Source organism: Microbulbifer hydrolyticus (genome assembly GCF_009931115.1).
GTDB lineage: Bacteria > Pseudomonadota > Gammaproteobacteria > Pseudomonadales > Cellvibrionaceae > Microbulbifer > Microbulbifer hydrolyticus.
This window is the reverse complement of record NZ_CP047491.1, coordinates 372686-397655: the sequence shown is the minus strand read 5'-3', so window position 1 is coordinate 397655 and position 24970 is coordinate 372686. Positions and strand designations below refer to the sequence as shown.

Here is a 24970-nt window from a genome sequence, read left to right as displayed (position 1 = left end):
TGTTTACTCGAATAACTAGGTCTGTAACTATTATTTTCGTGGGTAACTGGGGGCCCAACGTCCGCAGCATTGGGCGTCCCGCGGAGGCCCGAAGGGCCAGAGCAAACTGCCTGCATTTGTTAGAGCGAGGTACCACAGCGCTCCATCAACGGAGGATTATACGCATCTGCCTGCATAACATACCTCATGGAGTTTTCCATCGCCTCCTTTTTAGCACGCCCGCTTAGACCATAAGATTCCCAGTCTATTGCACCTTCTGAGATAGATTTTTGCCTTCTATATTCATCGCAGACATATTTCTCCAGAACTTGTGTAATAGATATACTTTGCTTTTTCTGTGGCTCAAAAAGTAGATCTGAAATTGCGACCATAGTTCTACCTCGAGTGGTTAATGCACTTGCATCATGATGAATCGCCCACTGATAAGCCATAATGAAGTATGAGGCAGCACTTCCTATTGCGATACCGGATAAAAAAATTGCTATGATCGATTTCATTGCTCTAACGCCGCGCTCAGGGGCGGCTTACTTTGTGCAATTTATTGTGCAAAAATGGGAGAGAAGCGACCGCGCAATAAAGTGCACAATGTAAGACGTATCCTTGCAGTGCTTTGTTAGGTATGGTGAACGGTATACCCTAGATCCTCTATGCCACTAACAAGAGCCGGAATCTCTGGTCTACCTAAAACAATTAACTCTCTCTGCTTACCATTTGAGAGTGTCAGGTAAAATTTCCCGGTGTGCGGAACCGGACCCATACCCCACTTGCTTCTTCGATCGTAGCTAATTTTCACGATCTCATCTTTTGAATAGCTAAAGTTAGAAAAAGAAAGCTTCAGGTACTTATGGCTACCTGCAGAGCAGGTATGTGATGGTGAAATTTTGGAAGCTGAAACTAGATCGTACGCATTACCTGTAGCAGATGCAGTGAGAGCTTTAGAGTTCGTTGCCGACATTAAATGTCCGGCGATAGCACCATGCACCCCATTCTCGTCGACGGTGATTTCAAACGTCCTATTGAGTATTAAAAAATAATACTCCATTGTCATAAATCTCATGGTTCAATTTCCAACCCTAGTACCTAACGCCGCCAGCAGGGGCAGCTTACCTTGTGCGCGTTTTGCGCAAAAATGGGAGCGCAGCGACCTGCGCAAAAGGTGCACAAGGTAAGCTGTCCCGTGGAGGGCCGAAGGCCCGGAGCTATTTGCCCTGCCTTGCTAGGAGGCCGCTCCCATGGAAATAACCTCTTCAAATCTATGTGCTGGTATGTCTAACCCAGCTAGCTCTTCCGACAAATTCAATCCTATCCATATGTCTTGGGAAACTAATGAAGGAATAAAGAGCTCAATAAATTCCTTTAAATTGACCTCTTTGGCCTCATAGCCAGGAAAAGATCTTGAAGCACACGCTGTAGCAAGCGATTCTGAACTCCACAAAGGGAATACTGTACCGCCACCCTCTACTCCGTAATTTCCCCAACCCTCCCCATCGATAACATGAAGAGCCCACATCGAACCTCTTTTACTCACTTCTCTGACAAATATATCGTGCCTTGCGTAGGCCAATTGCGGAGAGTCTTCCATGATTTCCTCCTAACGCCCGCAACAGGGGCGATCAATGCTATGCACGTTTTGTGCGAAACTGGGAGCGCAGCGACCCGCACAAAATGTGCATAGCGTTGGGCGTCCCGCGGAGGCCCAAAGGGCCGTAGCAAACTGCTTGCGCTTGTTATGTGAGCTCTGGCACATAGCCAAAAAAGCAACTACTACATAGTAGTTTCCCATGGATTTTTCTCTAGTATGGCTGGGTTCATTTCTACTATTTTTTGGAAGACAGAAATCATACTTGTAGCAGCCTGATGCATAGACAGATCGTAAGTATCAAAATGCTCTAAAGTGTTTGACACGAGAAAATCTTGCCACTCGGCGGAAAGGCTTGAAAACCACAAATTTGAACCAATTTTCCTCAAGGCAATTTCCGCCGCCTCGAACTCATTATTATTTGGAATCGGCTCTTTCAATTTAGGTTCCTTTAAAGCTTAAATAACTCGACTACTGGACTCACATAACAGTTTTATTCATTAGCCATAGGCTTTTGTTCTACGAGCAGCGCTGCATGGCGCGCTAAACCCCCATTAAGAATACTTCCTTTAAAAAACAGCAACTTAACAGTACAACTTCACCAAAGTCGAAATACAAAACAAGCCTACGGCTTGTGTTCATTTTTCTGGGTTGGCAATTTTATTCTGGCCAACCCTTTATAAATCAATTGCTTAGCCTATCCTATTCTGTGCACACAAGCCCAAGGCTTCTGATGTTGGCATCTAATACAGCTCAGTGGAATCGACAATTTCTCGTAGGTAGTCCTTGGCGCCATTTGGCTGGCAAATCCAAAGTCCACACGATTCAGCTCAACTAACGACGGGCTGTGCGGACTGTCGCAGTGTCACAGCAAACAGTAACGAGGCCACCACACCACAACTGGCGATGGCCGCCACCAGGATCAACGGAGTACCATCAAACACCGCACTTACTATGCCGATCGCTGCCGCGCCGAGCATCATTTGCAGGGTGCCACCGAGTGCCGCTGCGGTACCCGCAATCGGCCCGTGATCGTCAAGTGACAACACCATCGTGGTTGGAACCACCAAGCCCAGAAATGAATTTCCCAGCAGCAGCAATCCGACCAGAATCGCAAAGTCGTCAACCCCTGCCAGATTGAGCGCGAGATTTGCCGCAGCGCTCACGGTAAAACCCGTTACCGCCCACTTCACCACGGCCACACCGCCAAAACGCTCGCACAGATTTGCAGCGAACTGGCTGGCGACAAAGAATCCCAGGGCGTTCAGCGCAAATGCCAGGCTGAACTGTGTTGGTGACAAACCGTAGTACTCGGTATAGAGAAAGGCGGCAATCGAAAGAAACGAGAAAAAGCTCGCCATACCCATGCCGCCAATCAGCGTCATACCCATGAAATAGGCATCCCGGAACAGTACCCGGAACGCATCAAACATCGTGGTAATTTTCACCGGTACCCGCTGCTGTACGGGTAAAGTTTCCGGAAGGGCAAAGCGAATCAGCAGCAGGCTTGCCACCGTTGCCAGTGCCACCGCATAGAAGACTGAGGGCCAGCCAAAGGGGGCCATTAACAGGCTACCCACCAGCGGCGCCAGCATTGGTGAAATGGAGATGACCAGCATTACCGTTGTCATCAACCGGGTAGCCTCGGTGCCGGTATAGCGATCGCGGATGATGGCGCGTGGAATAGACATCACCGAGGCCGCCCCCATCCCCTGGACAAAGCGCAGCGCAATCAGCCACTCGATGGTCGGCGCCAGCGCACAGCCCACCGATGCCAGCAGAAAAACCACCAAGCCGAAGTAGAGCGGTGGCTTGCGTCCGAACATATCCGCGGCCGGCCCATAGAATAGCTGGCATACACCAAATGCAACAAAGAAAGATACCAGGGTGTATTGGGACATGGCAGTCGGCACGCCGTAGTCCTCGGCCATCGCCGGCATGGCCGGCAGGTACATATCGATGGCAAAGGGGCCGACGCAGCTCAGCAGGCCGAGCATCAGCGCCATTTTGATCAATTCGGGCTTCATGGGTTCTCGTAATCGGGTTTATGGTACCGCCGGACTGCACCGCCCGAACACGTCCCCGATTCTAACAGCACTCCGCAACAGTCCAAGCCACCAACAGAAAGCCAGTGAACTGACTTCCCTGCAGCAGTGGGTCACAACTACAATAACCGACAAGTCATTTTTTATTGTTGAAGCATTCATGCAGGATTCCTTCGAGATCGCCGGTATCAGCGTGCCCCGTGGCGAAACGCGCAAGATAGAACTACCCATCGTGCGCCTCTATACCGATACGGAAATGGCGATACCGGTATACGTGCACCGCGGCAAAAAGCCCGGCCCCACCATGTTCGTATGCGCCGCGATTCACGGCGATGAGCTGAACGGAGTGGAAATCATCAGCCGACTGATCAACAGCAAGTCGTTAAAATCACTGCGCGGCACACTTATCGCGGTGCCGGTAGTGAACGTTTACGGCGTGTTGCAACAGTCCCGTTACCTCCCGGACCGCCGCGACCTCAACCGCTCCTTCCCCGGATCCGCGCGGGGCTCCCTGGCAGCGCGTATGGCCCACGTATTCCTTGAACAGGTCGTCTCCAAGTGCGACTACGGAATCGACTTGCACACGGGCGCCATGCACCGCAGCAACCTGCCGCAGATACGCGCCAATCTCGACGACCACGAAACTCGGGAGATGGCCAGTGCCTTCGGCGTACCGGTTCTTCTGAACGCCACCTTGCGCGACGGCTCCCTGCGCCAGGCGGCCGCCGACCTCGGCGTGCGAATACTCCTGTACGAGGCCGGTGAGGCGCTGCGTTTCGATGAGTTCTGTATCCGCGCCGGCGTGAAAGGCGTAGTGAATGTGCTGAGGCACTTGCAGATGCTGCCGGCACGCAAGAGCAAGCATGGTGGGATCGAGCCTTTTGTGGCCAGGAAGAGCGGTTGGCTACGCGCTGGCGATAGTGGCATCGTCAATCACAAGCGGCAGCTCGGCGATCACGTCAAAAAAGGAGAGGTGCTGGCGACCATTGCCGACCTGTATGGCAACGAGCTGGACAAGGTACTGGCCGACGCCGACGGGATCATCATCGGCAAGCAGAATATCCCGCTGGCGCAGGAGGGAGAGGCGATGTACCACGTAGCCTATTTCCAGGAACCCAATGAAGTACTGGAAAACCTGGAGCTGTTGCAGGACTCCTTACTGCCTGAAGAAAACTTCTAGCGTGACGCGCACAGGGACAACTTGGCGGCAGGGCACCGGATGAGGGTATTCAGGTGCAGTAGTTCAGAAGCGTCGACGACAGCACGTCGCCGACGCAGTGTACCGATAGGCTGTTAAGGCTCTACTGCTTACGCAGCAGCTCAAGGACCTCTTTACTCGGGAATCCCTGCAGCTCGACGCCAGCTTCCTCTTCAAACTTGAGAATCGCCTTGCGCGTACCGCCACCGGCCTTGCCGTCGATTTCGCCGTCGTAGAACCCTTTTTCCTTGAGCTTGGTCTGCAGCTCGATCACCTCATCCTGATCCAGCTTGGTAAACGGCCGCTTCCAGTCTTTGGTCAACGGTGACGCACCACCTATCTGGTCGGCGAGAATCCCCACCGCCGCCGCATAGCGGTCCGAATTGTTGTAGCGCTTGATCACAAAGAAATTTTTCAGCATCAGAAACGCCGGTCCCTTGCGGCCCGCAGGAACCTTCAACTCGGCTATATCGTTCGGGCGCGGGAACTGCTTGCCGTTTACACGCTTGACCCCGAGCTTCTCCCACTCCGAAATCTTCAGCTTGCCCGCCGGCAATTTACGCTCGGGAATGGTCACCTCATAACCCCAGGTCTCCCCGGAGCGCCATCCGTTTTTCTTCAGCAGATTGGCCGCAGTCGCCAGTGCATCGGGTACAGAGTTCCAGATGTCCCGCTTGCCGTCACCATCCATGTCCACGGCGTAAGCCTGGTAGCTGGTCGGGATAAACTGGGTATGTCCCATCGCGCCTGCCCAGGAGCCTGTAAGATGGCTTTCATCAATATCGCCACTTTGCAGAATTTTCAGCGCCGCCAGCAATTGGCTGCGACCGAACTTTTTACGCTTGGGGTCCGCATAGGCCAGTGTTGCCAGAGAGCGAATGACGCTGCGCATCACCGTCTGGTTATCCAGAATTGCACCGAAGCTCGACTCCATCGACCAGATGGCGAGCAAGATGTTCGGGTTCACTCCAGACTGCTTCTGGATTTTATCCAGCCACGGCTTCAGCTCCTGCTTCTTCGCACGCCCGCGCTTGACCGCATACTTGGTGATGCGATTGTCGAAATACTGCCACGCTGGCGCCTTGAACTCCGGCTGGTAACTCGCCTTGTCCAGCACCCACTGGTCGGGGGAATCGATGCCCTTGAAAGCACGGTCGAACGTCTCCGCAGTAATCCCCTCCTTCATGGCGGTCTTGCGGAATTCTTTTTTCCACTTTTCAAAGCCGGGATCTGCGGCAGCGCCCGCGACGAGCGGTAGTGCACATAAAAACGCAAGCAGAATGGAAATAAAACCGGTACGGCGCACCGGCGGCATCGAGGGAACCTGGCCCATAACAACTCCTTGGCAAAATCAGCTCGCTCAAGGGTAGAACGGAAGACAGGTAACGGAAAGGGAGGATTAACGCCAGTCACTCAGGCTGTGACCGGCCCGACACTCTTTTCATCTTTTGGCGCGAGGAAGGCGCGACTGATCAGGCCGCCGGCGGAATCACATAGAAGAGTATTGCGAAGAAGTGCAGCACGCCGCCGGCGAGCACGAACAGGTGCCAGATGGCGTGAGAAAAGCGCAAACTCTTCCACAGGTAAAATGCGATACCGCCGGTGTAGCAGAGCCCGCCGAGCACCAGCAGCCACAGACCACCGGGCGCAAGGTTGTTCATTAGCGGCTTGATTGCGGCAATTACCACCCAGCCCATCAACGCACTGAGGGTAATCGACAGGCCGCGGTATTTTTTGAGCGGTGTGAACTGGATGATCAGGCCTATCAGCGCCAGCCCCCAGATAACGCCGAACAGCGACCAGCCCCATGGACCGCGCAGCGTCACCAGGGTAAACGGGGTGTAGGTTCCGGCAATCAACAGGAAGATTGAGGAGTGATCCAGGGTTCGCAGCACCTGTTTGGCGCCCGCGTGGGTAACACTGTGGTACAGCGTTGACGCGGAAAAGCAAAGAATCAGGGTCGCCGCATAAATGCTGCTGCTGACGATATGCCATACGTCACCACGCAGGGCAGCAAAACCACACAGGACCCCCAGGCCCGCGATGGCCAGGACGGCACCGATACCGTGCGTAATACTGTTCGCGACCTCTTCAGCAACACTGTAGCGGTGGCTGCTATTGGCTGAAACGCTGCTGGACATGCTCGATTCCCGAATGTGACCTTCTTCCGTCCGCCATTATGGCAGGGAAATGTGACCAAAAATTAAAATTAAGTCTCATCATCCGGGCTTCAGCGCCCACTGACAAGCAAAGTTTCGGACCGGTGAGTATCCAGTGCATCGGACAGGGACCGGTACGGCGGCGCTGTATATTAGCGCGCCTCAGTGCATGGTTCGCAGGAAGCGGGGCAGACAAAGGGGGAGGTGGGAAGCCTGACTGGGAAGAGTAACTGGAGCCGGCGGACACCCGCCGGCTCCAGGGGGGACATACGATCAGACGCTGGCGTTGTGGATGCCCATTTCGCACAGGGCGGAGGTTTCGCGCACGATGGTCTGCATGCGATCCGGCCCGGTGGAGATGATGTCGATGGGCGCGCCCACCAGCTCTTCGATACGCGCGATATAGTCGCGCGCGGCCTTGGGCAGCTCCGCTTCGCGGCGGACGCCGAAGGTTGTGTCACTCCAGCCGGGCATACTTTCGTAAACCGGCTCCACGTCTTCCCAACCGGCGGCATCGAACGGAATTGGCATCTCTTCGCCGGCACTGTTGCGGTAACCGACACAGATCTTCACTTCCTCGAGGCCATCCAGTACATCCAGCTTGGTCAGGCACAGGCCTGAAATACTGTTGATACGGATGGCGTGGCGCACAGCGACGGCGTCGAACCAGCCGGTGCGACGCTGGCGACCGGTGGTCGCGCCAAACTCGTGGCCCTTCTCACCCAGGTGACGACCCACGTCGCAACCCAGCTCTGTGGGGAAAGGACCACCGCCCACGCGCGTGGTGTAGGCCTTGGTAATACCCAGTACGTAGTCCAGGTACAGCGGGCCAAAACCGGAACCGGTGGCGGTACCACCAGCAGTGGTATTGGAGGAAGTCACGAACGGATAGGTACCGTGGTCGATATCCAGCAGGGAGCCCTGGGCGCCCTCGAACAGGATGTGTTCGCCATTTTCACGCGCCTTGTGCAGTATGTCTGCCACGTCGGCAATCATCGGCACCAGCTCTTTGCGCCAGGTTTCCGCCAGTTTGACGGTTTCCTCGTAGCTGACCGGGTCTACCTTGTAGTACTCGGTCAGGGCGAAGTTGTGATATTCGAGCAGCTCTTTCAGCTGGGCACAAAAATTGTCCCAGTTGCACAGGTCGCCCAGACGCAGGCCGCGACGCGCGACCTTGTCTTCGTAGGCGGGGCCGATACCGCGGCCGGTAGTGCCAATCGCCTTGTCACCGCGGGCTTTTTCACGGGCCTGGTCCAGAGCCACGTGTACCGGCAGGATCAACGGACAGGCCGGGGATAGACGCAGGCGCTTGCGCACCGGTACGCCGGCGGCTTCCAGCTCACCCATCTCTTTTTCCAGGGCTTCCGGGGACAGCACCACGCCGTTGCCGATCAGGCAGGTGACATCGGGGCGCAGCACACCGGAGGGGATCAGGTGCAGCACCGTTTTCTCACCGTTGATCACCAGAGTGTGGCCGGCATTGTGACCGCCCTGAAAGCGGACCACCAGCGCGACTTTCTCGGTCAGCAAATCGACAATTTTGCCTTTGCCTTCATCGCCCCACTGGGTGCCCAGCACCACTACATTCTTGCCCATGTGCGTAAATCTCGTGTCGTCAGTTCAGTAGACGGGCGGAAAAAGAGAGTCGGCCGCGCCCGTCGTGCGGCCTGGGAAATCAGATCAACTGGCTTGGGCCAATTGCAAAGCTTAGGGTTTACGAGAGTGGCTTCACCACCCAGGCAGTCCCCTCCCGCACCAGCTCGCGGTCGCAGCGGGCCAGGGTTTCACTGTCGTCGTCCCCGGAATCAGCCATCAGGCTGATCACCACTTCACCTTCTGCGCGAAGGGACTCGGCAGTCTGCCACAGCTGCTCGCAGTCGCTGGCGGGCGCCAGAATGGCGCCGGCTTCGCGGTCACCATTGTCGCCAAGTGCATTGATCGCCGCCAGATCGGTACTGAATCCGGTGGCTGCGCGGTCGCGGCCGAATACGGCCCCAATACCGTTATAGCGGCCACCGTTTGCCAGCGCCTGCCCATAGCCCGGTGAATAGGCGGCGAATACCAGCCCGGTCTCGTAGTCGTAACCACGCATTTCACCGAGGTCAAAAAACAGTGCCACTTGCGGGTAGCGGCGTGCGACCGCGTCGGCCACCTGCTGCAGCTCTTCAAGGGCACGTTTCAGTGCATCCGGGCCATTGGCGAACACCTCCCGCGCGCGGTTCAGGCACTCGGTGCCCCCCGCCAGACGCGGCAGCATGCGCAGCCAGTTGGCGGCCTCCGCGGAGGAAATGTTTTCATCCACCCAGCGCTCGATATCGGCCACAGCTTTACTCTGCAGCAGCGCGATCAGGTCACCTTTCTGCTCTTCGTCGAGTTCGGCGGCCTGCGCCAGGCTGCGGAAGATGGCCACGTGCCCCAGGTCCAGGTGAATTTCCCGAATACCGGCGGCGCGCAGGGTCTCGATCATCAAGCTGATGACTTCGATATCACCCTGCAGGCTTTCCACACCGTACAGCTCGGCACCAATCTGAATCGGTGCACGCGGGCCCATTGGCGCGCGCGGCCGCGTGTACAGCACCTGGCCGGCATAACACAGCCGGTTTGCGCCGCTGCGGGGAAAACTGTGGGAGTCGATACGCGCGGCCTGCGGCGTGATATCCGCGCGGATACCAAGGCTGCGCCCGGACAACTGATCGGTTACCCGGAAGGTACTCAGGTCCACATCCCGCCCCATGCCAATCAGCAGGGAATCGGTAAATTCCACCATCGGCGGAATAATCAGCTCGTAGCCCCAGCGATGATAGAGGTCCAGCAGGTTTCTGCGCAGGGTTTCAACCCGCTTGGCGTCTGCGGGCAAAATCTCGGCGATGCCATCCGGTAGCATCCAGCGTTCGGCTTGGGTCATGATGTGGGCGTTCGACAGTTAACAGTGCGGCCATCGCGGCCGGGAGAACCTCAGTCCTGGCATTCAGCCAAAGAGCATCAGCAGGGCTGTGCCGGCGAGCATGGATACCAGCCCAGCCATGCGCAGGCTGCGATTATCCACAGATGCCAGCTGCTGCACCAGTGCACGCCAGCGGCGGGGGTAGAGAAAAGGCAGTATGCCTTCGATGATCAGTACCAGGCCCAGGGCCCGGACCAGCTCGTCCCACACGGCAGCAGCTCCAGTCGCTGTTCAGCTCACAGGTTCAATATAGGGTCCAATAAAAACGGGCCGGCACAAAAAAACCGGGCGCCGGCCCGGTTTTGGGGATTTTACCACTAATTTGAAGGGCTGTGGCCAGTCTCTGGGAACTTGCGGGCCCGATTTAAACCGCTGTGGCGGTGTCGGGCGGCGCTTTCAATCCAGTAACCCTCCAGCAGCCCTCCAGGTACATCCCGGCTATTCTTTGCCTTCGGGATCCTTCAGGTAGCGGAAAAACTGGCTGTCCGGCTCCATCAGCAGCATATCGCTCTTGCTTTTGAAAGACTCCTTGTAGGCAGTCAGACTGCGTGAGAAGCGGTAGAACTCGGGGTCCTTGCTGAAGGCTTCCGCATAAATCTTGGCTGCCTCGGCATCGCCGGCACCGCGGACCTCTTCCGCTTTGCGGTAGGCCTCGGACTCGATAACCACCTTCTGGCGATCGGCGTTTGCGCGAATGCGCTCACTGGCTTCCTGACCCTTCGCACGGTGGTCCCGCGCTTCCAGCTCACGGCCAGCGCGCATACGCTGGAATACCGACTCGGATACTTCCGGCGGCAGATCGATCCGCTTTACACGCACATCGACAATTTCCACGCCCAGGTCCGTTTGCGCCGTTTCGTTCAGGTTTTTGGTGATCTCGGCCATCAGCTCATCGCGCTGACCGCTCACCACTTCGTGCAGGTCACGCACACCGAACTGGTTACGCAGACGGTTGTTGATCTGCTCCGCCAGCAGCCGTACCGCGTTGCGCTCGTCACCGCGGGTCGCGACATAGAAGCGGCCCACGTCGAAGATACGGTACTTCGCATAGGAGTCCACCATCATGAACTTGTTTTCACTGTTCAACATCCGCACAGGCTGCGAGTCCACAGTCTGGATGCGGGCGTCAAATTTGCGCAGCTCATGCACCAGCGGGATCTTGAAATAGAGACCCGGCTCGTAATCGGTCCGCACCACTTCACCGAAACGGACCAGTACGGCCTTCTCGGTTTCCTTCACCACGAACGCGCTGCCGGACAGGATCAGCAAACCGACCAGAACCAGCGCGATGATGAATAGCGATTTGTTGTTGTTCATTGCAACCCCCCTTATCGCACTTCGCGGTTGCGACGATTGTTGTTAACTTCCGTGCGCAACTGGTTGATCACCCGCTGGGAGATCTCGTCGATTACCTGCGGAGAAATCTGCTGACGCTGAGCGGCGCTTGATGCACTGCCCTCCGCCAGCTTGTCCAGCGGCAGGTACATCATGTTGTTGCCGCCTTCGACATCCACCATGACCTTGGAGGTGTTGGTCATCACTTCCTGCACCGCATCAAGGTACATCCGCTCGCGGGTCACGGCCGGCGCCTGCTGGAATTCCGCCAGCAATGCCGTGAATCGCGCCGCTTCACCGCGGGCGCTTTCGACTACACGGGCCTTGTAGGCTTCCGCTTCTTCGATCATACGCTGGGCCTGACCGCGGGCTACCGGAATAACCTGGTTTGAGTAGGCCTGGGCTTCGTTCTGCAAACGCACTTCGTCTTCACGGGCACGTACCACGTCATCAAATGCGTCCTGCACTTCCCGTGGCGCCTTGGCATCAGTGAGGTTGACCACGTCGACGCGGATACCGGTCTGGTACAGGTCCAGGTACTCCTGCAAACGCACCTGGGTATCGGCCGAAACCTGGGTACGGTTCTGGGAGATAACGCCATTCAGCGTCTGCGAACCCACAATGTGGCGCAGTGCACTGTCGGTCGCTTCCTGCAGACTCTTCAGCGGGTCACGTACACGCAGCACGAAGGACTCGGCATCGTTGATATGCCACTGCACCTGCAGCACCACATCCACAATGCTGGCATCTTCGGTCAGCATCTGGCCGGTGGTGCGTTCGGTACGCACCTCGGTCATGTTCACCTTGGTGACGTTATCCATCAGTGGTGGATTCCAGTGCAGACCGGAGTTTTCTGTGCTGTGGTATTTACCCAGTCGCAGCACCACGGCGGATTCGTTGGCGTCGACCTGGTAAAAACCCCACAACCCATACACCACCGCGAGCACGATCAGCACCAGCGACCAGGGGAAACTACCGCCACCGGGGCGGCCATCCTCGGGTCCGGAAGGCTTGCCGCCAAACAGTCCGTTCAGTTTCTGCTGCATCTTGCGCAGCAGTTCGTCGAGATCGGGGGGGCCGTCATTGTTGCGATTGCCGCCACCCCAGGGATCCTTGTTATTACCACCCGGTTCGTTCCAGGCCATTTATTTACTCCAACTCTTCAACTTATTGATCGTTAGCTGTCGCGAAATTCTAGCATTGATTGCCGCAAGGTATCCGCGCACAGGTCTGTATTCTTCTACGAGGAAAATCGCTCAGTCGATTTCCCAGTCTTCCGGTTTGGGTTCTTCGTCGGGTTTTTCCGGCAGCCACTGCGGTGGATTGCCGACTTCCCGGAAGGGCGCCATCAGCCGCTGTAGCTCGGAGCGTGGCAACAATACCTGCAATTCCACATCGCCGTTGTCGTGATATTCCTCACCCTGAACCGCGTTACCCGCAAACAACTGCGCACGCAGACGTGCATGCTGTGGCGGAATCACCAGTGAACCACTCACCATCTGCTCACCGAGACGTTCGGCGATGGCCTCCACCAGCAGCTCACAACCAGCACCGGTTGCCGCCGACAGCCAGACTGCCCGTGGTACGCCCTGGTCATCCCGGTCGATACGCGGCTCCGCATCCGCCAGTAGATCCAGTTTGTTGTACACCAGCAGATGGGGCAAATCCGCCGCGCCTATTTCCTCAAGTACTGTCTGCACCTCTTCAATCAGGTGAAGGCGGTTTTCCGCGGCGGCGTCCACGACATGCAGCAGCAACGTGGCATTGGCCGCCTCTTCCAGTGTGGCGCGAAAGGCCTCCACGAGACGGTGCGGCAGGTGAGAAACGAACCCCACCGTATCCGCCAGGATCATCGCGCCCACGTTGGGCAGCTCTACCCGGCGCATGGTGGGGTCGAGGGTGGCGAACAGCTGATCGCGCACGTAGACCTCAGCACTGGTGATGCGATTGAACAGGGTCGACTTGCCGGCGTTGGTGTAGCCCACCAGAGAGACCGTGGCCACCTCGGCTCGCGAGCGGGCACGTCGGCCCTGCTCGCGCTGGCGCCGCACTTTATCGAGACGCTTTTCGATGGAATCGATGCGCGCCCGCAGCAGACGACGGTCGGTCTCCAGCTGGGTTTCACCTGGGCCGCGCAGACCAATACCACCCTTCTGACGCTCAAGGTGCGTCCAGCCCCGCACCAGGCGAGTAGACATATGGCGCAACTGTGCCAGCTCAACCTGCAGCTTGCCCTCATGGGTGCGTGCGCGCTGGGCAAAGATATCCAGGATCAAACCGGTGCGGTCGAGCACCCGGCACTTGAGCTCGCGCTCAATATTGCGCTCCTGGCTCGGTGACAGGGTGTGATCAAAAATTACCAGCTCGGCGCCGTGCTTGGTCACGATGTCCTGGATTTCTTCCAGCTTGCCGCGACCGACAAACGTCTTGGGGTCTGGGGTGGCGCGCTGGCCGAAGATAAATGCCACCGGGTCAGCACCGGCGGAGAGTGCCAGCTCCTCAAATTCCCGAGGGTCTTCGGGGCTGTCGATGGCGGAGAGTTCCAGGTGGACCAGTACGGCCAATTCACCGGATTCCGGGCGATCAAAAAACAATGATTATTCTCTTGGGCTCAAAATATGCGCCAATGGGCTGGCGCCGAACAACAGACGCCCCGGACAAGCCGGGGCGCTGTTTATTACTGCATTGTATAACGGCTTGGCCACACCTGTGCACCTGGCCAGGGCATGCTCTTCAGCAGGCTCCGGCTGGCGACAACCCGGCGCAGCGCACAATCAATATCAGCCGAAAGTATCGCGTTCACCACCTTCGGGTGCTGCGCCTTCACCACCCGGTGCAGTCGGGTTCATCAACGGCACACGCACGGCGCGGGAGGGAACAACGGTGGAAATTGCATGCTTGTAGACCATCTGGCTCACGGTGTTCTTCAGCAACACTACGAACTGGTCAAAGGATTCGATCTGGCCCTGGAGCTTGATGCCGTTGACCAGATAGATGGAAACGGGGATACGCTCTTTACGCAGAACATTCAGGTAAGGGTCTTGTAAGCTGTGCCCTTTTGACATCTTTTTTCTCCTTGCCAAAAGATAAGTCGCCAGATGACGCACGATCGCGCCCGCGAATTCCGCGGACTAAGAAACGGCCATGGTGATGCGGCGTACAAAAAAGAGCCAAAAGTAAACGCGGCTCTGTGAATAACTGACTGAAATGGGACGGATACACCGGCCCACTCACGTTATGGCTGCTCAACCGATAAATTTCAAGGCCTCAAGCAACATTTCATCAATATTGCGGACTTTACCGCCAGGCCCCTGTGCGTGAATGCACTTCAGGTCCGGCCAGCGCCGCAGCCAGGTAAGCTGGCGTTTGGCCAGCTGGCGGGTGGCGGCGATACCTGCATCCACCATCTGCTGGTAATCGGTCTCGCCGTCGAGGTACTCCCACACTTGCCGGTACCCAACAGCGCGGATTGCCGGCAAATCCCGGTGCAGGTCGCCGCGCGCACGCAGTGCCTTTACCTCTTCTATAAAGCCGTTTTCCAGCATGCGCTCAAAGCGCTCGGCGATACGCCGGTGCAGAATCGACCTGTCGTCGGGCACGATGGCCAGCTGCTGGATGTCGTACTGGGTATGCAGTGATTCGCTGTCCTGCTCCGCCCGCAGCTGGGTCATGGTCTTGCCGGTAAGGTGGTAGACCTCCAATGCTCGCTCGATACGCACCGAGTGGTTCGGGTGCAGCTCCGCAGCCAGTGCGGGATCGACCTTTTGCAGCTCGGCGTGCAATGCCGGCCAGCCCTCCTTTTCTGCACGCGCCTCAATCTGCGCACGAAACTCCGGGTCCGCCTGTGGCATTTCTGCCATCCCCTGCAGTAGAGCCTTGAAATAGAGCATTGTTCCGCCAACCAGCAACGGAATTTTTCCTGCGCTGCTAATCTCGGCCATCGCTTTCAGCGCGTCTTCACGAAAACGCCCGGCAGAATAACTCTCCGCGGGGTCGCAGATATCGATCAGTCGGTGCGGGTAGCGGGCAAGTTCTTCCGGGGTCGGTTTGGCCGAACCAATATCCAGGCCGCGATACACCAGCGCGGAATCCACGCTGATCAGCTCCACTGGCAGATGATCGCTGATTGCCATCGCCAGGTCTGTCTTGCCGGAGGCGGTAGGCCCCATCAGAAAAATGGCGCGGGGACGATTTGAAAAAGTCATCAAGACGCCTCTGGAAACCGTAGCGAGCGCGTGCCTGGTGGTGACCGCCGGAGCGGAGGCCGCGGAGTGTACTTTAGTACATGAGCAGCCGAGCACCGCCGGGCGCCGCCAGGCACGTGCGCAGTAGGTTTACTGGCCACGCATGAACCATTTATCCATATCGGACAGTTTGACCTGTGTCCAGGTTGGTCGGCCGTGGTTGCACTGGCCACTGCGCTCGGTGCGTTCCATATCCCTCAACAGCGCATTCATCTCCGGGATAGTCAGTTTGCGGTTGGCGCGCACAGAGCCATGGCAGGCCATGGTGGAAAGAATTTCATTGATCTGGTTGCCGATACGATCACTGCTGCCTTCCGCCAGCAGGTCGGACAGGACATCCCGCACCAGTTGCTCAACCTGTGCGCCGTGCAGCATGGTGGGCACCTGGCGAACCATCAGCGTCTCCGGGCCAGCGCGCTGCAGTACAAACCCGAGCGCAGTGAACACTTCCTCACGCTCTTCAAAGCAATCTGCCTCACCTTCACTCACCGCGAGGCTCACCGGCACCAGAAGCGGTTGCGCCTGAATACCGCCGGCGGCGTGGGCCGCCTTCATCTGCTCGTACACGATACGCTCGTGTGCCGCGTGCATATCCACCACCACCATACCGTGCTGGTTCTGGGACAGGATATAAATGCCGTGCAGCTGTGCCACAGCGAAGCCCAGCGGCGGCGCCTCCTCATCGGACGCCGGTGCAACAGACTGCCCCCAGGCTGATTGCGCGCCGGCAGCCGGCGCTTCCTGTATACCGCCGCCATGGGGTTTGTGCAGTTCGCCATAGCCCTGCATCTGCTGCTGGATACGCTCCGGGGAGCCGCGTTCGCCATATACGGGCGGCGAAAACCCGCCACCTGGCGATACCGCCGGTTGCGCGGGCGATGCCTGAGATGGCGCCTGGGACAGGGACATCCGCTCCTGCCCGGCGAATTCGCCGGCGGCAACACCGGAAATTTGTGCCGCCTCTGCGTAGTGCTCTTCCTTCTGCCCGGGTCGCACGTCCGCCAGCGCCCGGTGCAGGGAGCCGAACAGGAAGTCGTGCACCAGGCGACTATCACGGAAACGCACCTCGTGTTTGGTCGGATGCACGTTTACGTCCACCGATGCCGGATCCAGTTCGAGGTACAGCACGAACGCGGGGTGCCGCCCGTGATACAGCACATCGGCAAACGCCCGGCGCACCGCGTGGCTCACCACGCGGTCGCGAATGGCGCGGCCGTTGACGTAGAAAAACTGCAGGTCGGCCTGGGAACGGGAAAATGCCGGCTCAGCCACCCACCCCCACAGGCGCAAGCCGCTGCGCTCCATTTCGATGTGCAGTGCGTTCTGCATAAATGCCGGCCCGCACAGCTGCGCCACCCGCCGCTCTTTCTCCGCACGACTGGTGCCACCGCGCAGGTTGTGCACACCCTTGCCGTTGTGGCGCAGGCTGATGGAAACATCGAAGCGCGACAGGGCGAGACGCTTGATGGTGTCATCGACGCGGTTGAATTCGGTCTTTTCCGTGCGCAGAAACTTTCTGCGCGCGGGGGTATTGAAGAAGAGATCGCGCACTTCGACGGTGGTGCCACGCGGGTGTGCGGCAGGCGCCAGCTGTGTTTCCATCTCGCGGCCTTCGGCGGATACCACCCAGCCTTTGCCGGTGTCATCGCGGCTGCTGGTGAGTGTCAGGCGGGCGACCGACGAAATACTGGCGAGAGCCTCTCCCCGGAAACCGAGAGTGGCAACCGCCTCGAGGTCTTCGAGGGCATGAATCTTTGAGGTGGCATGGCGGGCCAGCGCCAGATGCAGGTCTTGTTTCTCGATGCCCTTGCCATTGTCCCGCACCATGATGCGCTTGGTCCCACCCGCATCGAGATCCACTTCGAGCCTGGTGGCTCCGGCATCGAGGCTGTTTTCCAGCAATTCTTTAATGACAGATGCTGGCCGCTCGACAACTTCACCAGCGGCGATCTGGTTGGCAAGTCTTGGGGAGAGTAACTGGATATTTTCAGGCATTGGGTCTTGTGCTGTCTTTACTGTGTACCACCCGGAAAGCTCGCACGGAGCCCTGAGCTAAAAAGGTGGCGCCAGAGCGGCGGTTATACGCGGGTATAACCAGGCCAACGCTCAACTCGACGGAATCGTCAAAGTCTGCCCCACCCGGATCATGGATGTCTGCATGCCGTTGGCTCTTTTCAGGTCCGCGATGGAAATACTGTAGCGGGCGGCGATGCCGGACAGGGTATCACCCCGGGTGATCGTATGCTTGCGATCAATGCGATTGCCGTTGGCCGCCAGCCAGCTGCCCGCCGGGGGGCGCGCGGTGAAGTGGGCCACGATGCCATCGCCCAGCTTGTTCGCCATACGCTTCTGGAACGAGGGGTCACGGAGTCGACGGGCTTCCTGTGGATTGGTAATGAAACCGGTCTCCACCAGGATGGACGGCACATCGGGGTTGCGCAGTACCGAGAAGTTCGCCTGCTCAACCTTCTTCTTGTGCAAGTGGGTAAAACTGCCGAGGGAACTCAGCACGCTGGTGCCGATATCGAGGCTGGCATTCATGGTGGCGGTCATGGCGAGATCGAGCAATACGCCCGCCAGGGTATCGTCCTTGTCACTGAGGCTCAGGCTGCCGGCACCACCGATCAGGTCGGATTCATTTTCCCGCTGCGCCAGAAAGCGTGCGGTTTCACTGGTGGCACCACGGGAGGACACCGCGTACACACCCGCACCCCGTGCATCCTTGCGGGTGAATGCATCCGCATGAATGGACACAAACAGGTCCGCGCGCAATTGGCGCCCCTTCTTCACCCGCTCGCGCAGCGGGATATAGTAGTCACCGGTACGCACCAGTTTGGCGGAAAAGCCCGAGCGCCCGTTGATGGATTTCTGCAGGTAGCGGGAAATCGCCAGTACCACGTCTTTCTCGCGCAGGCCGCCGGGGCCAAGCGCACCGGGGTCTTCACCACCGTGGCCGGCATCAATGGCAACAATGATGTCGCGCTCGCCGCTCACCTGCACCTGCTCAAAGGTTTTCTCCTCCACCTTGCCGCCATCGTGCAGGTCGATCACCAGCCGGTCCGGCAGTTGTTCGTGGCGCCGCAAGGCGAAGCTGCGGGGTTTGACCGGCTGCTTGAGGTCCAGAACCACACGCAGGTCGCGCTTGTTCTTGACCGCATGGCGCACACTGGCAATCGGCGTATCCGCCAGTGGCAGGCCGTCAACCCCGGCCGCCAGCTTTGCGCCGGTCACATCGATCACCACACGATCGGGGTTCTTCAGGGTAAACAGTTTGTGCTCGGCGGGGCCATCCAGGTCGAACACCAGGCGGGTATGGTCGGGCGCCCGCCACAGGCGCACGCCCTCCACTTCCGCACTGTTTACCTGGGCAACCGGCAGCGCAACCAGCACCGCCAGTACCGCATCCGTCAGCTTTCTTTTCAGTTTTGTTTTCAGTCGCACCGGCAACCCTGCTCCGATCATTATTATTGCCCCGTCGAATCCCTTGCAGTTTCCGTCTCTGAATACACTTCAGTATCTATCAAACTTGTGAGAACTGCGCCTGTTCCAGCGCCCGGGCACCCGCTTGCGTGAGCGCCACCAGTTTCAACTCACGCCCTTCGCCCTGCAGTACCAGTGCCAGTTCGATATCCGGCTCAGGCAGTACGCCCGCGCCGCGCTCCGACCACTCCACCAGGCTCAGGCTTCCGGGGCCGAAATAATCCCGCACCCCCATGTACTCCAGCTCTTCCGCATCGCCGAGGCGGTAGAGGTCAAAATGGTATACCCGTCGCTCCCGCTCGGTGCCCGGCGCAAACTCATACGGTTCTACCAGAGTATACGTCGGGCTTTTAACCGCGCCGCGATGGCCGAATGCACGCAGCACACCGCGACTGAAGGTGGTCTTGCCGGCGCCCAGCTGGCCACCGAGAAAAATCACCAGCCCCTCACCCATGCCTCTCTCGTTACAGGCTTTGCCCAACGCTTCGCCAGCGGCGACGGTGGCCGCCTCGTCGGCGAGATACAGTGTTTTCTCCACAGGCAGTGCGTTCACCTCTCGATACCTCAATCCACCAGCGCGCGGATATGCGGCAGCAGGTCGGTGGCAAGCAGACCGCGCTGGCCGTTCTGCGCTGCGCGGTTGCCGGCCTCACCGTGCAACCATACCGCCAATCGCGCCGCCGCGGGCAACGCCATCCCCTGCCCGATCAGTGCGGCGATAACGCCGGTCAACAGGTCGCCCATGCCGCCGGATGCCATTCCAGGGTTCCCGCTGTTGATCAGCTCAACTCCGCCACTGTGGGCAATCAGCGTTCCGGTCCCCTTAAGTACCACTACGCCGCTGAATTTCTGCTGAATCGCCCTGGCGGCGGCCACACGATCGGCGGTCACCTCTGCATTGGACACACCCAGTAACCGCGCTGCTTCCCCCACATGGGGAGTCAGTACCCAGTCATCGCGTTTTACCCCGGCCAGCACGCGGCCACCGGCGAGAATATTCAGAGCGTCGGCATCCAGCACCAGCTTCGCCTCGGCGCGGCCGGCGCGGGCCAGCAGCTGCTCGCTCCAGGGACTTTGCCCCAGGCCCGGGCCGACGGCGATCACATCCGGCGCTGCCAGCAGCGGCTCGAGCTCCTGGCCAGAGACCACCGGACGCGCCATGACTTCCGGGCAGCGGGTCAGCGCTGCCGCCACATGTTCCGGACGCGAGGCGAGTGAGACCAGGCCGGCGCCGGCACGGGCAGCCGACTCCGATGCCATCAGAGCAGCACCGCCGTAACCGTGGTCTCCGCCAACCACCATTACGTGGCCAAACTGATTTTTGTAGCTGTCTGCAGAGCGCACCGGCAGCCGTTCGATACTGTCGCCGCTGTGGCGAGCCAGCAGCGCCGGCACCTGCTCATAAATCCGCGGTGCCGCACCAAGGTCGTCAAAAATCACTTCGCCGGTGAGCGCCGGGCCACGCCCGAGGTACAGCCCGGTCTTGCGGCCGATAAAAGTCACGGTAATGTCTGCCTGCACGGCCCCATCGTCGGCGGTACCGCTGTCGGCGTGCAGGCCGGATGGCAGGTCCACCGCCAGCACGGGTGCAGCGGACTGGTTGATATAACCTATGGCGCTGTCCATGGGCGCGCGCAGCGCGCCACTGAAGCCGGTGCCGAGCAGCGCATCCACCAGCACGGTATTTTTTTCTATCGGCGGCAGCTCCTGCAGGCTGGAAACCAGCGTGGCCCCTTCGCGCTCGGCGAAGCGGTAGGCCTCCAGCGCCTCTCCCTTGAGTTTTTCCACCGGCACGCCCACAAATACCCAGGCCGGCAGCTGGCGCTGGGCAGCGAGGCCCGCAATCACATAGCCATCACCACCATTGTTGCCACCACCACAGAACACCTGCAGTGCGTTTACATCCGGCCAGCGCTGGCGCAGGCAGTCGTAGGCGGCACGCCCGGCACGCTTCATCAGGGCGAGCCCGGGAATCTGCTGTTGGCTGATGACCAGTTGATCCAGCTGGCGCACGGACTCGGCGCTGTAGAGACTTTGCGGGGCCGAGGGTATCGCCGGGGCCGATTTGGGAGAAAGTGTCTGACTATCCATGGTGCCTACTACGTTCCAGCTGTGGTCAATTTTTAAACTGTGGCAAAATACCGGCAATTATACCGCTTCAACCCCCGAATCGCCGCAAACAGGGCCACCCCGATTTCCATGAGTGCCATTCCCGACCCACAAATCATGCAAGACCTGGCCACACAGATTCGTCTTTGGGGGCGGGAGCTGGGTTTTCAGCAGGTGGGCATCACCGACTGCAGACTGGAACAGCACGGCGAGCGGCTGCAACAGTGGCTGGACGCCGGCTACAACGGCGACATGGAGTGGATGGGCGCCCACGGTGAAAAACGCTGGCGGCCGGAGCTGCTGGAGGAAGGCACCCTGCGGGTGATCAGCGTGCGCCTCGACTACCTGCCTCCCGATACCCAACCGGTACAGGTACTCAAGGATTCGACCAAGGCATACGTCTCCCGCTACGCCAACGGCCGCGACTACCACAAGCTGATCCGCAAGCGGCTCGCGCAGCTGGCACAGCAGGTAGACCGCTACTGTGAACAACGCGGCATCGCGACCAGCGGCCGCGCATTTACCGACAGCGCTCCGGTGATGGAACGGGCACTGGCGGAAAAGGCAGGACTGGGCTGGATCGGCAAGAACTGCATGGTGATCAACAGCACCGCCGGCAGCTGGTTTTTTCTCGGCGAGATCTATACCAACCTGCCGCTGCCGGTGGACGTGAGCGAGGAACCGAACCAGTGCGGTGAATGCACGGCCTGCCTGAAGGTCTGCCCCACGGACGCGTTCGTCGGCCCCTACACGCTGGATGCGCGCCGCTGTATTTCCTACCTCACCATCGAGAACAAGGGGCCGATTCCGGAAGAGTTCCGCGAGCCCATGGGCAACCGGGTGTTCGGGTGTGACGACTGTCAGATCATCTGCCCGTGGAACAAGTTTGCCAAGCCCACCGCTGAACAGGATTTTCACCCGCGTCACGGACTGGATAGCGGCGAGCTGGTGGAGCTGTTCCGGTGGACGGAAAGTGAGTTTCTTCAAAAGACCGAGGGCTCTGCCATCCGCCGGATCGGGTTTGAGCGCTGGCAGCGCAACCTGGCGGTAGCGCTGGGCAACGCCGACGCATCGCCGGAAATCATCTCCGAGCTGGAACAGGCGCAGCCAACGGCGACGCCGCTGGTGCAGGAACACATTGAATGGGCGCTGGCACGCTTGCGAAGTGGGCGGCGGCGAAAGCGAAAAATTCGCAACCCGGCCGCCCCTTAACAAGCCCGCCAGATTACATTCGGTTATTCACTGGCAATAATCGCCGTGTCGATCAGTTTGCCCGCCTCATTGAACCACTTGATCCGATGGCCGTCGGTCACCACATAAAAGCTGGCCTTGCGCCCGTAGGACCAGTTACGCCACTGGCGCACCCATTGATCGCCGTCGAGCCACCAGCGGCCCGTATCTGTTTCATCCACTTCCACATCGTTGCGGGAATACCCCAGCATGGTGCCATCGGGCATCAACTCGATACGGTAGGATTCACCCAGCGTGTTGGTACCAAGAAATACCGCGCCGGGCATTTCCTGCTTGAGCTCGCGCACGCTCAGGCGGCGGCCATTCGCCGTGGCAAGCGTTTCCTCTTCCGCGCGCAGCTCACCATTGATCAGTTGCGCCAGTACTTTTATACCGGGCTCGATTTTGTCGGCATCGATCGCCGAAAAACCCAGGCGCACCGCGCTGCCGTCACTCACGGTTTCCAGCAGCAAGCCATTCTGCTCGGCACGCACCTGTAACTGCGCAGCATCAATATGTGCGGGCAGCTCCAGCCAGCAGGCCGTGCCGCAACTGGAGCGACGCACCTTGAGTTTCGGCAGGTGGTACATCAACGCCTCACCCAGTGCCGCCCAGCGCTCTTTCAGCTGCTGGGTAATCTTGAACAGGGCCGCATCCAGATGCCCGGCAGCGACAAACTTGGCCAGCAGACGCTGATTGAGTGCCGGCGCTCGCTCACGCAGGGTATAGCGCAACGCTCGCAGGCGCTGGATCACCGGCTTGGGTGCCACCACGAACGCGAGTTGCATGCCTGGGTCGATGACCTTGGGAAATTCGTACAGGTAAATGACCGAGCTACCGCCCGACATGCTCTTTAGCGGCGGCAGGGAATTGCCGTGGTAACAGAAGTCGTGATCGCAGTCGTTCTCGATCACCACTGCACGCTGTTCCCGGGCCTGCTGCAGCAGCAGGCGCCGCCTTTCCAGGGTGGTGGTCACCGCGGTGGGATTGTGCACATTGGGTTGCAGGTAGATACAGTCGGCCTGCCTGAGGTGGTCGTCCAGCATCGGGCCATCGGCGTCCTGGGACAGCGGCAGCAACTGTGCGCCGGTGCGCCGGAATATCTCACCGGTCTCGCCCCCCGCCGGCCTTACCAGCGCCAGCTTGCGCTCGACACCAAGTAGCAACTCGCCCAGCAGATAGCAGGCCTGCTCCATCCCGCTGGTCAGCAGTATCTGGCCGGGGTCCACATAGATTCCCCGCCGCGGTAACAGGCGAGTGGAGATCTGCTCGACCAGGTGCCGATCATCTTCGTTGTTGCCGAGGGTGGCCCACTGGGCCACTTCCCGCGCGGTAAAAATATCCCGGGTACACTCGCGCCACTCACTGCCGGGGTAAAGGCGAGGATCGTATTCGTTGCTGACAAAGGGAAAGGGATACTGTAACCAGTTTGCCGGCCGATTTTGCAGCGCGCGACGGCTGACCGAAACCGGGTTGCAATGCTCGCGCCAGAAGCTGCGGTCATCCTCGTCCTGACGGGGAATATCGCCGGCACCGTGACTGATCACGCCCTGCTGGGAAACGGTTTCACTGACATAAAACCCGCTGCGCTCACGGGTCACCAGGAAGCCATCATCCACGAGCTGCTGATAGGCGAGTACCACCGTGTTGCGGGCCACCCCCAGCTGCTCTGCCATACGCCGGGACGACGGCATCTTGTGGCCAGCCGGGATACTCCCGGAGAGGATTCCCTGTATCAGTTTTTCACGGATTTGTTGCTGCAGGCTTTTTTCTGCCGCAGGATCGAGAACGATCAATGCTTCGCTCATGTTCGGCTCGTTATATTTGTTATCGCCTGCGATGACGCTGGTGGCCCTGGATTACGCTGGTGGCCCTGGCAGTTTGCCCCGCGCCACCACGACATTCAAGGGAGGGGCACTCCGCCGGGCAGAGGCGGGACGGCCCCGCCAGTTGCCCGCGCCCACAGGCTGTCAGCGGTCATGCGCATTGCGTGCCAACTTGCGCAGGCGAAGCGCCAGCCAGACCAGGGTGATACCAAAGACAATGGCGTAGCCACCGATCAACCACAGCAACGCCAGTGCGCCGGCACCGGGCTTTAGCAGAAGCACCAGCCCGAAAAGCACCGACATGAGTCCGGCAAAGATCAGCAGCCACTCGTGTTCGATTTCCTTGCGCAGGCGGACCGCGCCAATGATCTCGAAGATGCCCCGGACCAGCGCCCAGGCACCGATAAAGATCACCAGTACCAGCGCCGTCACCTGCGGATAGACAAAGGTGACAATCCCCGCGGCAATCCCGGTGATCCCCACAAACAGCAGCCACCACAGCGACGAGCGACTGACCTTGCCGCGACCGGTAACAGCCCCGTATAGCGCGACGACCCCGTCCATCAGCGAATACACACCGAACAGGATCACCAGGCTGAGTAGCGAGATACCGGGCCAGACAAAGGTCAGCACCCCGAACAGGATTGCGAAGAGGCCGCGCACCAGCGCGATCCACCAGTTGTCGGCCAGCGCGCGCAGCAGGGGGCGGGTGGATAAATTGACCTGGCCGGGGGCGGATGCCCCCGAGGACCCGGGAAGGTTTGGATCGTTCTCTGTGGCCATGGGGTTCTCCTGGCTAAAAGCTCCACGAAAGTTGGAGT

23 protein-coding genes are annotated in these 24970 nt (G+C 59.1%); 2 read left to right on the top strand and 21 right to left on the bottom strand.

Annotation, left to right across the window (positions count from 1 at the left end; all coding sequences use genetic code 11):
• Window positions 1-119 precede the first annotated feature (119 nt).
• From GTQ55_RS01715 to GTQ55_RS01695, 5 genes are all read right to left on the bottom strand, one after another.
• Entirely contained in the window at window positions 120-497 is a 378-nt protein-coding gene (locus GTQ55_RS01715; RefSeq protein ID WP_161857172.1) for a hypothetical protein, read from the bottom strand.
• Between the two features lie 116 nt (window positions 498-613).
• Window positions 614-1057: a hypothetical protein gene (locus GTQ55_RS01710; RefSeq protein ID WP_161857171.1), complete on the bottom strand. Its 444-nt coding sequence runs from the start codon at window positions 1055-1057 to the stop codon at window positions 614-616.
• A gap of 159 nt (window positions 1058-1216) precedes the next feature.
• The gene (locus GTQ55_RS01705) at window positions 1217-1582 is read right to left on the bottom strand and encodes a DUF2750 domain-containing protein (protein WP_161857170.1); all 366 of its coding nucleotides are present in this window, start codon (window positions 1580-1582) and stop codon (window positions 1217-1219) included.
• Between the two features lie 182 nt (window positions 1583-1764).
• Window positions 1765-2019, bottom strand: coding sequence for a hypothetical protein (locus GTQ55_RS01700; RefSeq protein WP_161857169.1), 255 nt, complete (start codon window positions 2017-2019; stop codon window positions 1765-1767).
• 390 nt (window positions 2020-2409) lie between these two features.
• Window positions 2410-3606: a multidrug effflux MFS transporter gene (locus GTQ55_RS01695; RefSeq protein WP_161857168.1), complete on the bottom strand. Its 1197-nt coding sequence runs from the start codon at window positions 3604-3606 to the stop codon at window positions 2410-2412.
• 178 nt (window positions 3607-3784) lie between these two features.
• Here GTQ55_RS01695 and GTQ55_RS01690 point away from each other — a divergent pair, with 178 nt between their 5' ends.
• Complete coding sequence (locus tag GTQ55_RS01690) at window positions 3785-4804, top strand: succinylglutamate desuccinylase/aspartoacylase family protein (protein WP_161857167.1); 1020 nt, start codon at window positions 3785-3787, stop codon at window positions 4802-4804.
• Window positions 4805-4925: 121 nt separating this feature from the next.
• Here GTQ55_RS01690 and GTQ55_RS01685 read toward each other — a convergent pair whose 3' ends face one another.
• From GTQ55_RS01685 to GTQ55_RS01620, 14 genes are all read right to left on the bottom strand, one after another.
• Window positions 4926-6155 (bottom strand): lytic murein transglycosylase, encoded by a 1230-nt coding sequence (locus tag GTQ55_RS01685; RefSeq protein WP_161857166.1) that lies wholly within the window; start codon window positions 6153-6155, stop codon window positions 4926-4928.
• Between the two features lie 139 nt (window positions 6156-6294).
• Window positions 6295-6963 carry a PAQR family membrane homeostasis protein TrhA gene (trhA, locus tag GTQ55_RS01680; protein WP_161857165.1) on the bottom strand — a complete coding sequence of 223 codons (669 nt, stop codon included), beginning with the start codon at window positions 6961-6963 and terminating at the stop codon, window positions 6295-6297.
• A gap of 291 nt (window positions 6964-7254) precedes the next feature.
• Window positions 7255-8577 carry an adenylosuccinate synthase gene (locus GTQ55_RS01675; protein ID WP_161857164.1) on the bottom strand — a complete coding sequence of 441 codons (1323 nt, stop codon included), beginning with the start codon at window positions 8575-8577 and terminating at the stop codon, window positions 7255-7257.
• 118 nt (window positions 8578-8695) lie between these two features.
• Entirely contained in the window at window positions 8696-9886 is a 1191-nt protein-coding gene (locus tag GTQ55_RS01670; protein WP_161857163.1) for an ATP phosphoribosyltransferase regulatory subunit, read from the bottom strand.
• A gap of 63 nt (window positions 9887-9949) precedes the next feature.
• Window positions 9950-10135 (bottom strand): DUF2065 domain-containing protein, encoded by a 186-nt coding sequence (locus tag GTQ55_RS01665; RefSeq protein ID WP_161857162.1) that lies wholly within the window; start codon window positions 10133-10135, stop codon window positions 9950-9952.
• Between the two features lie 228 nt (window positions 10136-10363).
• Window positions 10364-11242 carry a protease modulator HflC gene (gene hflC / locus GTQ55_RS01660; protein ID WP_161857161.1) on the bottom strand — a complete coding sequence of 293 codons (879 nt, stop codon included), beginning with the start codon at window positions 11240-11242 and terminating at the stop codon, window positions 10364-10366.
• 11 nt (window positions 11243-11253) lie between these two features.
• Complete coding sequence (gene hflK, locus GTQ55_RS01655) at window positions 11254-12405, bottom strand: FtsH protease activity modulator HflK (protein ID WP_161857160.1); 1152 nt, start codon at window positions 12403-12405, stop codon at window positions 11254-11256.
• A gap of 111 nt (window positions 12406-12516) precedes the next feature.
• Complete coding sequence (gene hflX, locus GTQ55_RS01650; RefSeq protein ID WP_161857159.1) at window positions 12517-13854, bottom strand: ribosome rescue GTPase HflX; 1338 nt, start codon at window positions 13852-13854, stop codon at window positions 12517-12519.
• A gap of 186 nt (window positions 13855-14040) precedes the next feature.
• On the bottom strand, window positions 14041-14325 hold the full coding sequence (gene hfq / locus GTQ55_RS01645; RefSeq protein ID WP_161857158.1) for an RNA chaperone Hfq: 285 nt from the start codon (window positions 14323-14325) through the stop codon (window positions 14041-14043).
• A gap of 180 nt (window positions 14326-14505) precedes the next feature.
• On the bottom strand, window positions 14506-15465 hold the full coding sequence (miaA, locus tag GTQ55_RS01640) for a tRNA (adenosine(37)-N6)-dimethylallyltransferase MiaA (RefSeq protein ID WP_161857157.1): 960 nt from the start codon (window positions 15463-15465) through the stop codon (window positions 14506-14508).
• 129 nt (window positions 15466-15594) lie between these two features.
• Entirely contained in the window at window positions 15595-17499 is a 1905-nt protein-coding gene (gene mutL, locus GTQ55_RS01635) for a DNA mismatch repair endonuclease MutL (RefSeq protein ID WP_161857156.1), read from the bottom strand.
• Between the two features lie 111 nt (window positions 17500-17610).
• A complete protein-coding gene (locus GTQ55_RS01630) occupies window positions 17611-18966 on the bottom strand; it encodes an N-acetylmuramoyl-L-alanine amidase (protein ID WP_161857155.1) in 1356 nt (451 codons plus the stop codon).
• Between the two features lie 58 nt (window positions 18967-19024).
• A complete protein-coding gene (gene tsaE / locus GTQ55_RS01625; protein WP_161857154.1) occupies window positions 19025-19537 on the bottom strand; it encodes a tRNA (adenosine(37)-N6)-threonylcarbamoyltransferase complex ATPase subunit type 1 TsaE in 513 nt (170 codons plus the stop codon).
• Window positions 19538-19548: 11 nt separating this feature from the next.
• A complete protein-coding gene (locus GTQ55_RS01620) occupies window positions 19549-21075 on the bottom strand; it encodes an NAD(P)H-hydrate dehydratase (protein WP_161857153.1) in 1527 nt (508 codons plus the stop codon).
• 108 nt (window positions 21076-21183) lie between these two features.
• Between GTQ55_RS01620 and queG the strand changes: the two genes are divergently transcribed.
• A complete protein-coding gene (gene queG, locus GTQ55_RS01615; RefSeq protein WP_161857152.1) occupies window positions 21184-22305 on the top strand; it encodes a tRNA epoxyqueuosine(34) reductase QueG in 1122 nt (373 codons plus the stop codon).
• A gap of 23 nt (window positions 22306-22328) precedes the next feature.
• Here queG and GTQ55_RS01610 read toward each other — a convergent pair whose 3' ends face one another.
• Together GTQ55_RS01610 and GTQ55_RS01605 are read right to left on the bottom strand one after the other, a co-directional pair.
• Entirely contained in the window at window positions 22329-24131 is a 1803-nt protein-coding gene (locus tag GTQ55_RS01610; RefSeq protein ID WP_161857151.1) for an aminotransferase-like domain-containing protein, read from the bottom strand.
• A 162-nt stretch (window positions 24132-24293) separates the two neighbouring features.
• Entirely contained in the window at window positions 24294-24932 is a 639-nt protein-coding gene (locus tag GTQ55_RS01605; RefSeq protein ID WP_161857150.1) for an HdeD family acid-resistance protein, read from the bottom strand.
• Window positions 24933-24970 lie beyond the last annotated feature (38 nt).

Excerpts from the sequence above, each read along its gene's own strand:
- GTQ55_RS01715 (WP_161857172.1), bottom strand. The coding sequence starts at position 497 with ATGAAATCGATCATAGCAATTTTTTTATCCGGTATCGCAATAGGAAGT.
- GTQ55_RS01710 (WP_161857171.1), bottom strand. The coding sequence starts at position 1,057 with ATGAGATTTATGACAATGGAGTATTATTTTTTAATACTCAATAGGACG.
- GTQ55_RS01705 (WP_161857170.1), bottom strand. The coding sequence starts at position 1,582 with ATGGAAGACTCTCCGCAATTGGCCTACGCAAGGCACGATATATTTGTC.
- GTQ55_RS01695 (WP_161857168.1), bottom strand. The coding sequence starts at position 3,606 with ATGAAGCCCGAATTGATCAAAATGGCGCTGATGCTCGGCCTGCTGAGC.
- GTQ55_RS01690 (WP_161857167.1), top strand. The coding sequence starts at position 3,785 with ATGCAGGATTCCTTCGAGATCGCCGGTATCAGCGTGCCCCGTGGCGAA.
- GTQ55_RS01685 (WP_161857166.1), bottom strand. The coding sequence starts at position 6,155 with ATGGGCCAGGTTCCCTCGATGCCGCCGGTGCGCCGTACCGGTTTTATT.
- trhA (WP_161857165.1), bottom strand. The coding sequence starts at position 6,963 with ATGTCCAGCAGCGTTTCAGCCAATAGCAGCCACCGCTACAGTGTTGCT.
- GTQ55_RS01675 (WP_161857164.1), bottom strand. The coding sequence starts at position 8,577 with ATGGGCAAGAATGTAGTGGTGCTGGGCACCCAGTGGGGCGATGAAGGC.
- GTQ55_RS01670 (WP_161857163.1), bottom strand. The coding sequence starts at position 9,886 with ATGACCCAAGCCGAACGCTGGATGCTACCGGATGGCATCGCCGAGATT.
- hflC (WP_161857161.1), bottom strand. The coding sequence starts at position 11,242 with ATGAACAACAACAAATCGCTATTCATCATCGCGCTGGTTCTGGTCGGT.
- hflK (WP_161857160.1), bottom strand. The coding sequence starts at position 12,405 with ATGGCCTGGAACGAACCGGGTGGTAATAACAAGGATCCCTGGGGTGGC.
- hfq (WP_161857158.1), bottom strand. The coding sequence starts at position 14,325 with ATGTCAAAAGGGCACAGCTTACAAGACCCTTACCTGAATGTTCTGCGT.
- miaA (WP_161857157.1), bottom strand. The coding sequence starts at position 15,465 with ATGACTTTTTCAAATCGTCCCCGCGCCATTTTTCTGATGGGGCCTACC.
- mutL (WP_161857156.1), bottom strand. The coding sequence starts at position 17,499 with ATGCCTGAAAATATCCAGTTACTCTCCCCAAGACTTGCCAACCAGATC.
- GTQ55_RS01630 (WP_161857155.1), bottom strand. The coding sequence starts at position 18,966 with ATGATCGGAGCAGGGTTGCCGGTGCGACTGAAAACAAAACTGAAAAGA.
- GTQ55_RS01620 (WP_161857153.1), bottom strand. The coding sequence starts at position 21,075 with ATGGATAGTCAGACACTTTCTCCCAAATCGGCCCCGGCGATACCCTCG.
- queG (WP_161857152.1), top strand. The coding sequence starts at position 21,184 with ATGAGTGCCATTCCCGACCCACAAATCATGCAAGACCTGGCCACACAG.
- GTQ55_RS01610 (WP_161857151.1), bottom strand. The coding sequence starts at position 24,131 with ATGAGCGAAGCATTGATCGTTCTCGATCCTGCGGCAGAAAAAAGCCTG.
- GTQ55_RS01605 (WP_161857150.1), bottom strand. The coding sequence starts at position 24,932 with ATGGCCACAGAGAACGATCCAAACCTTCCCGGGTCCTCGGGGGCATCC.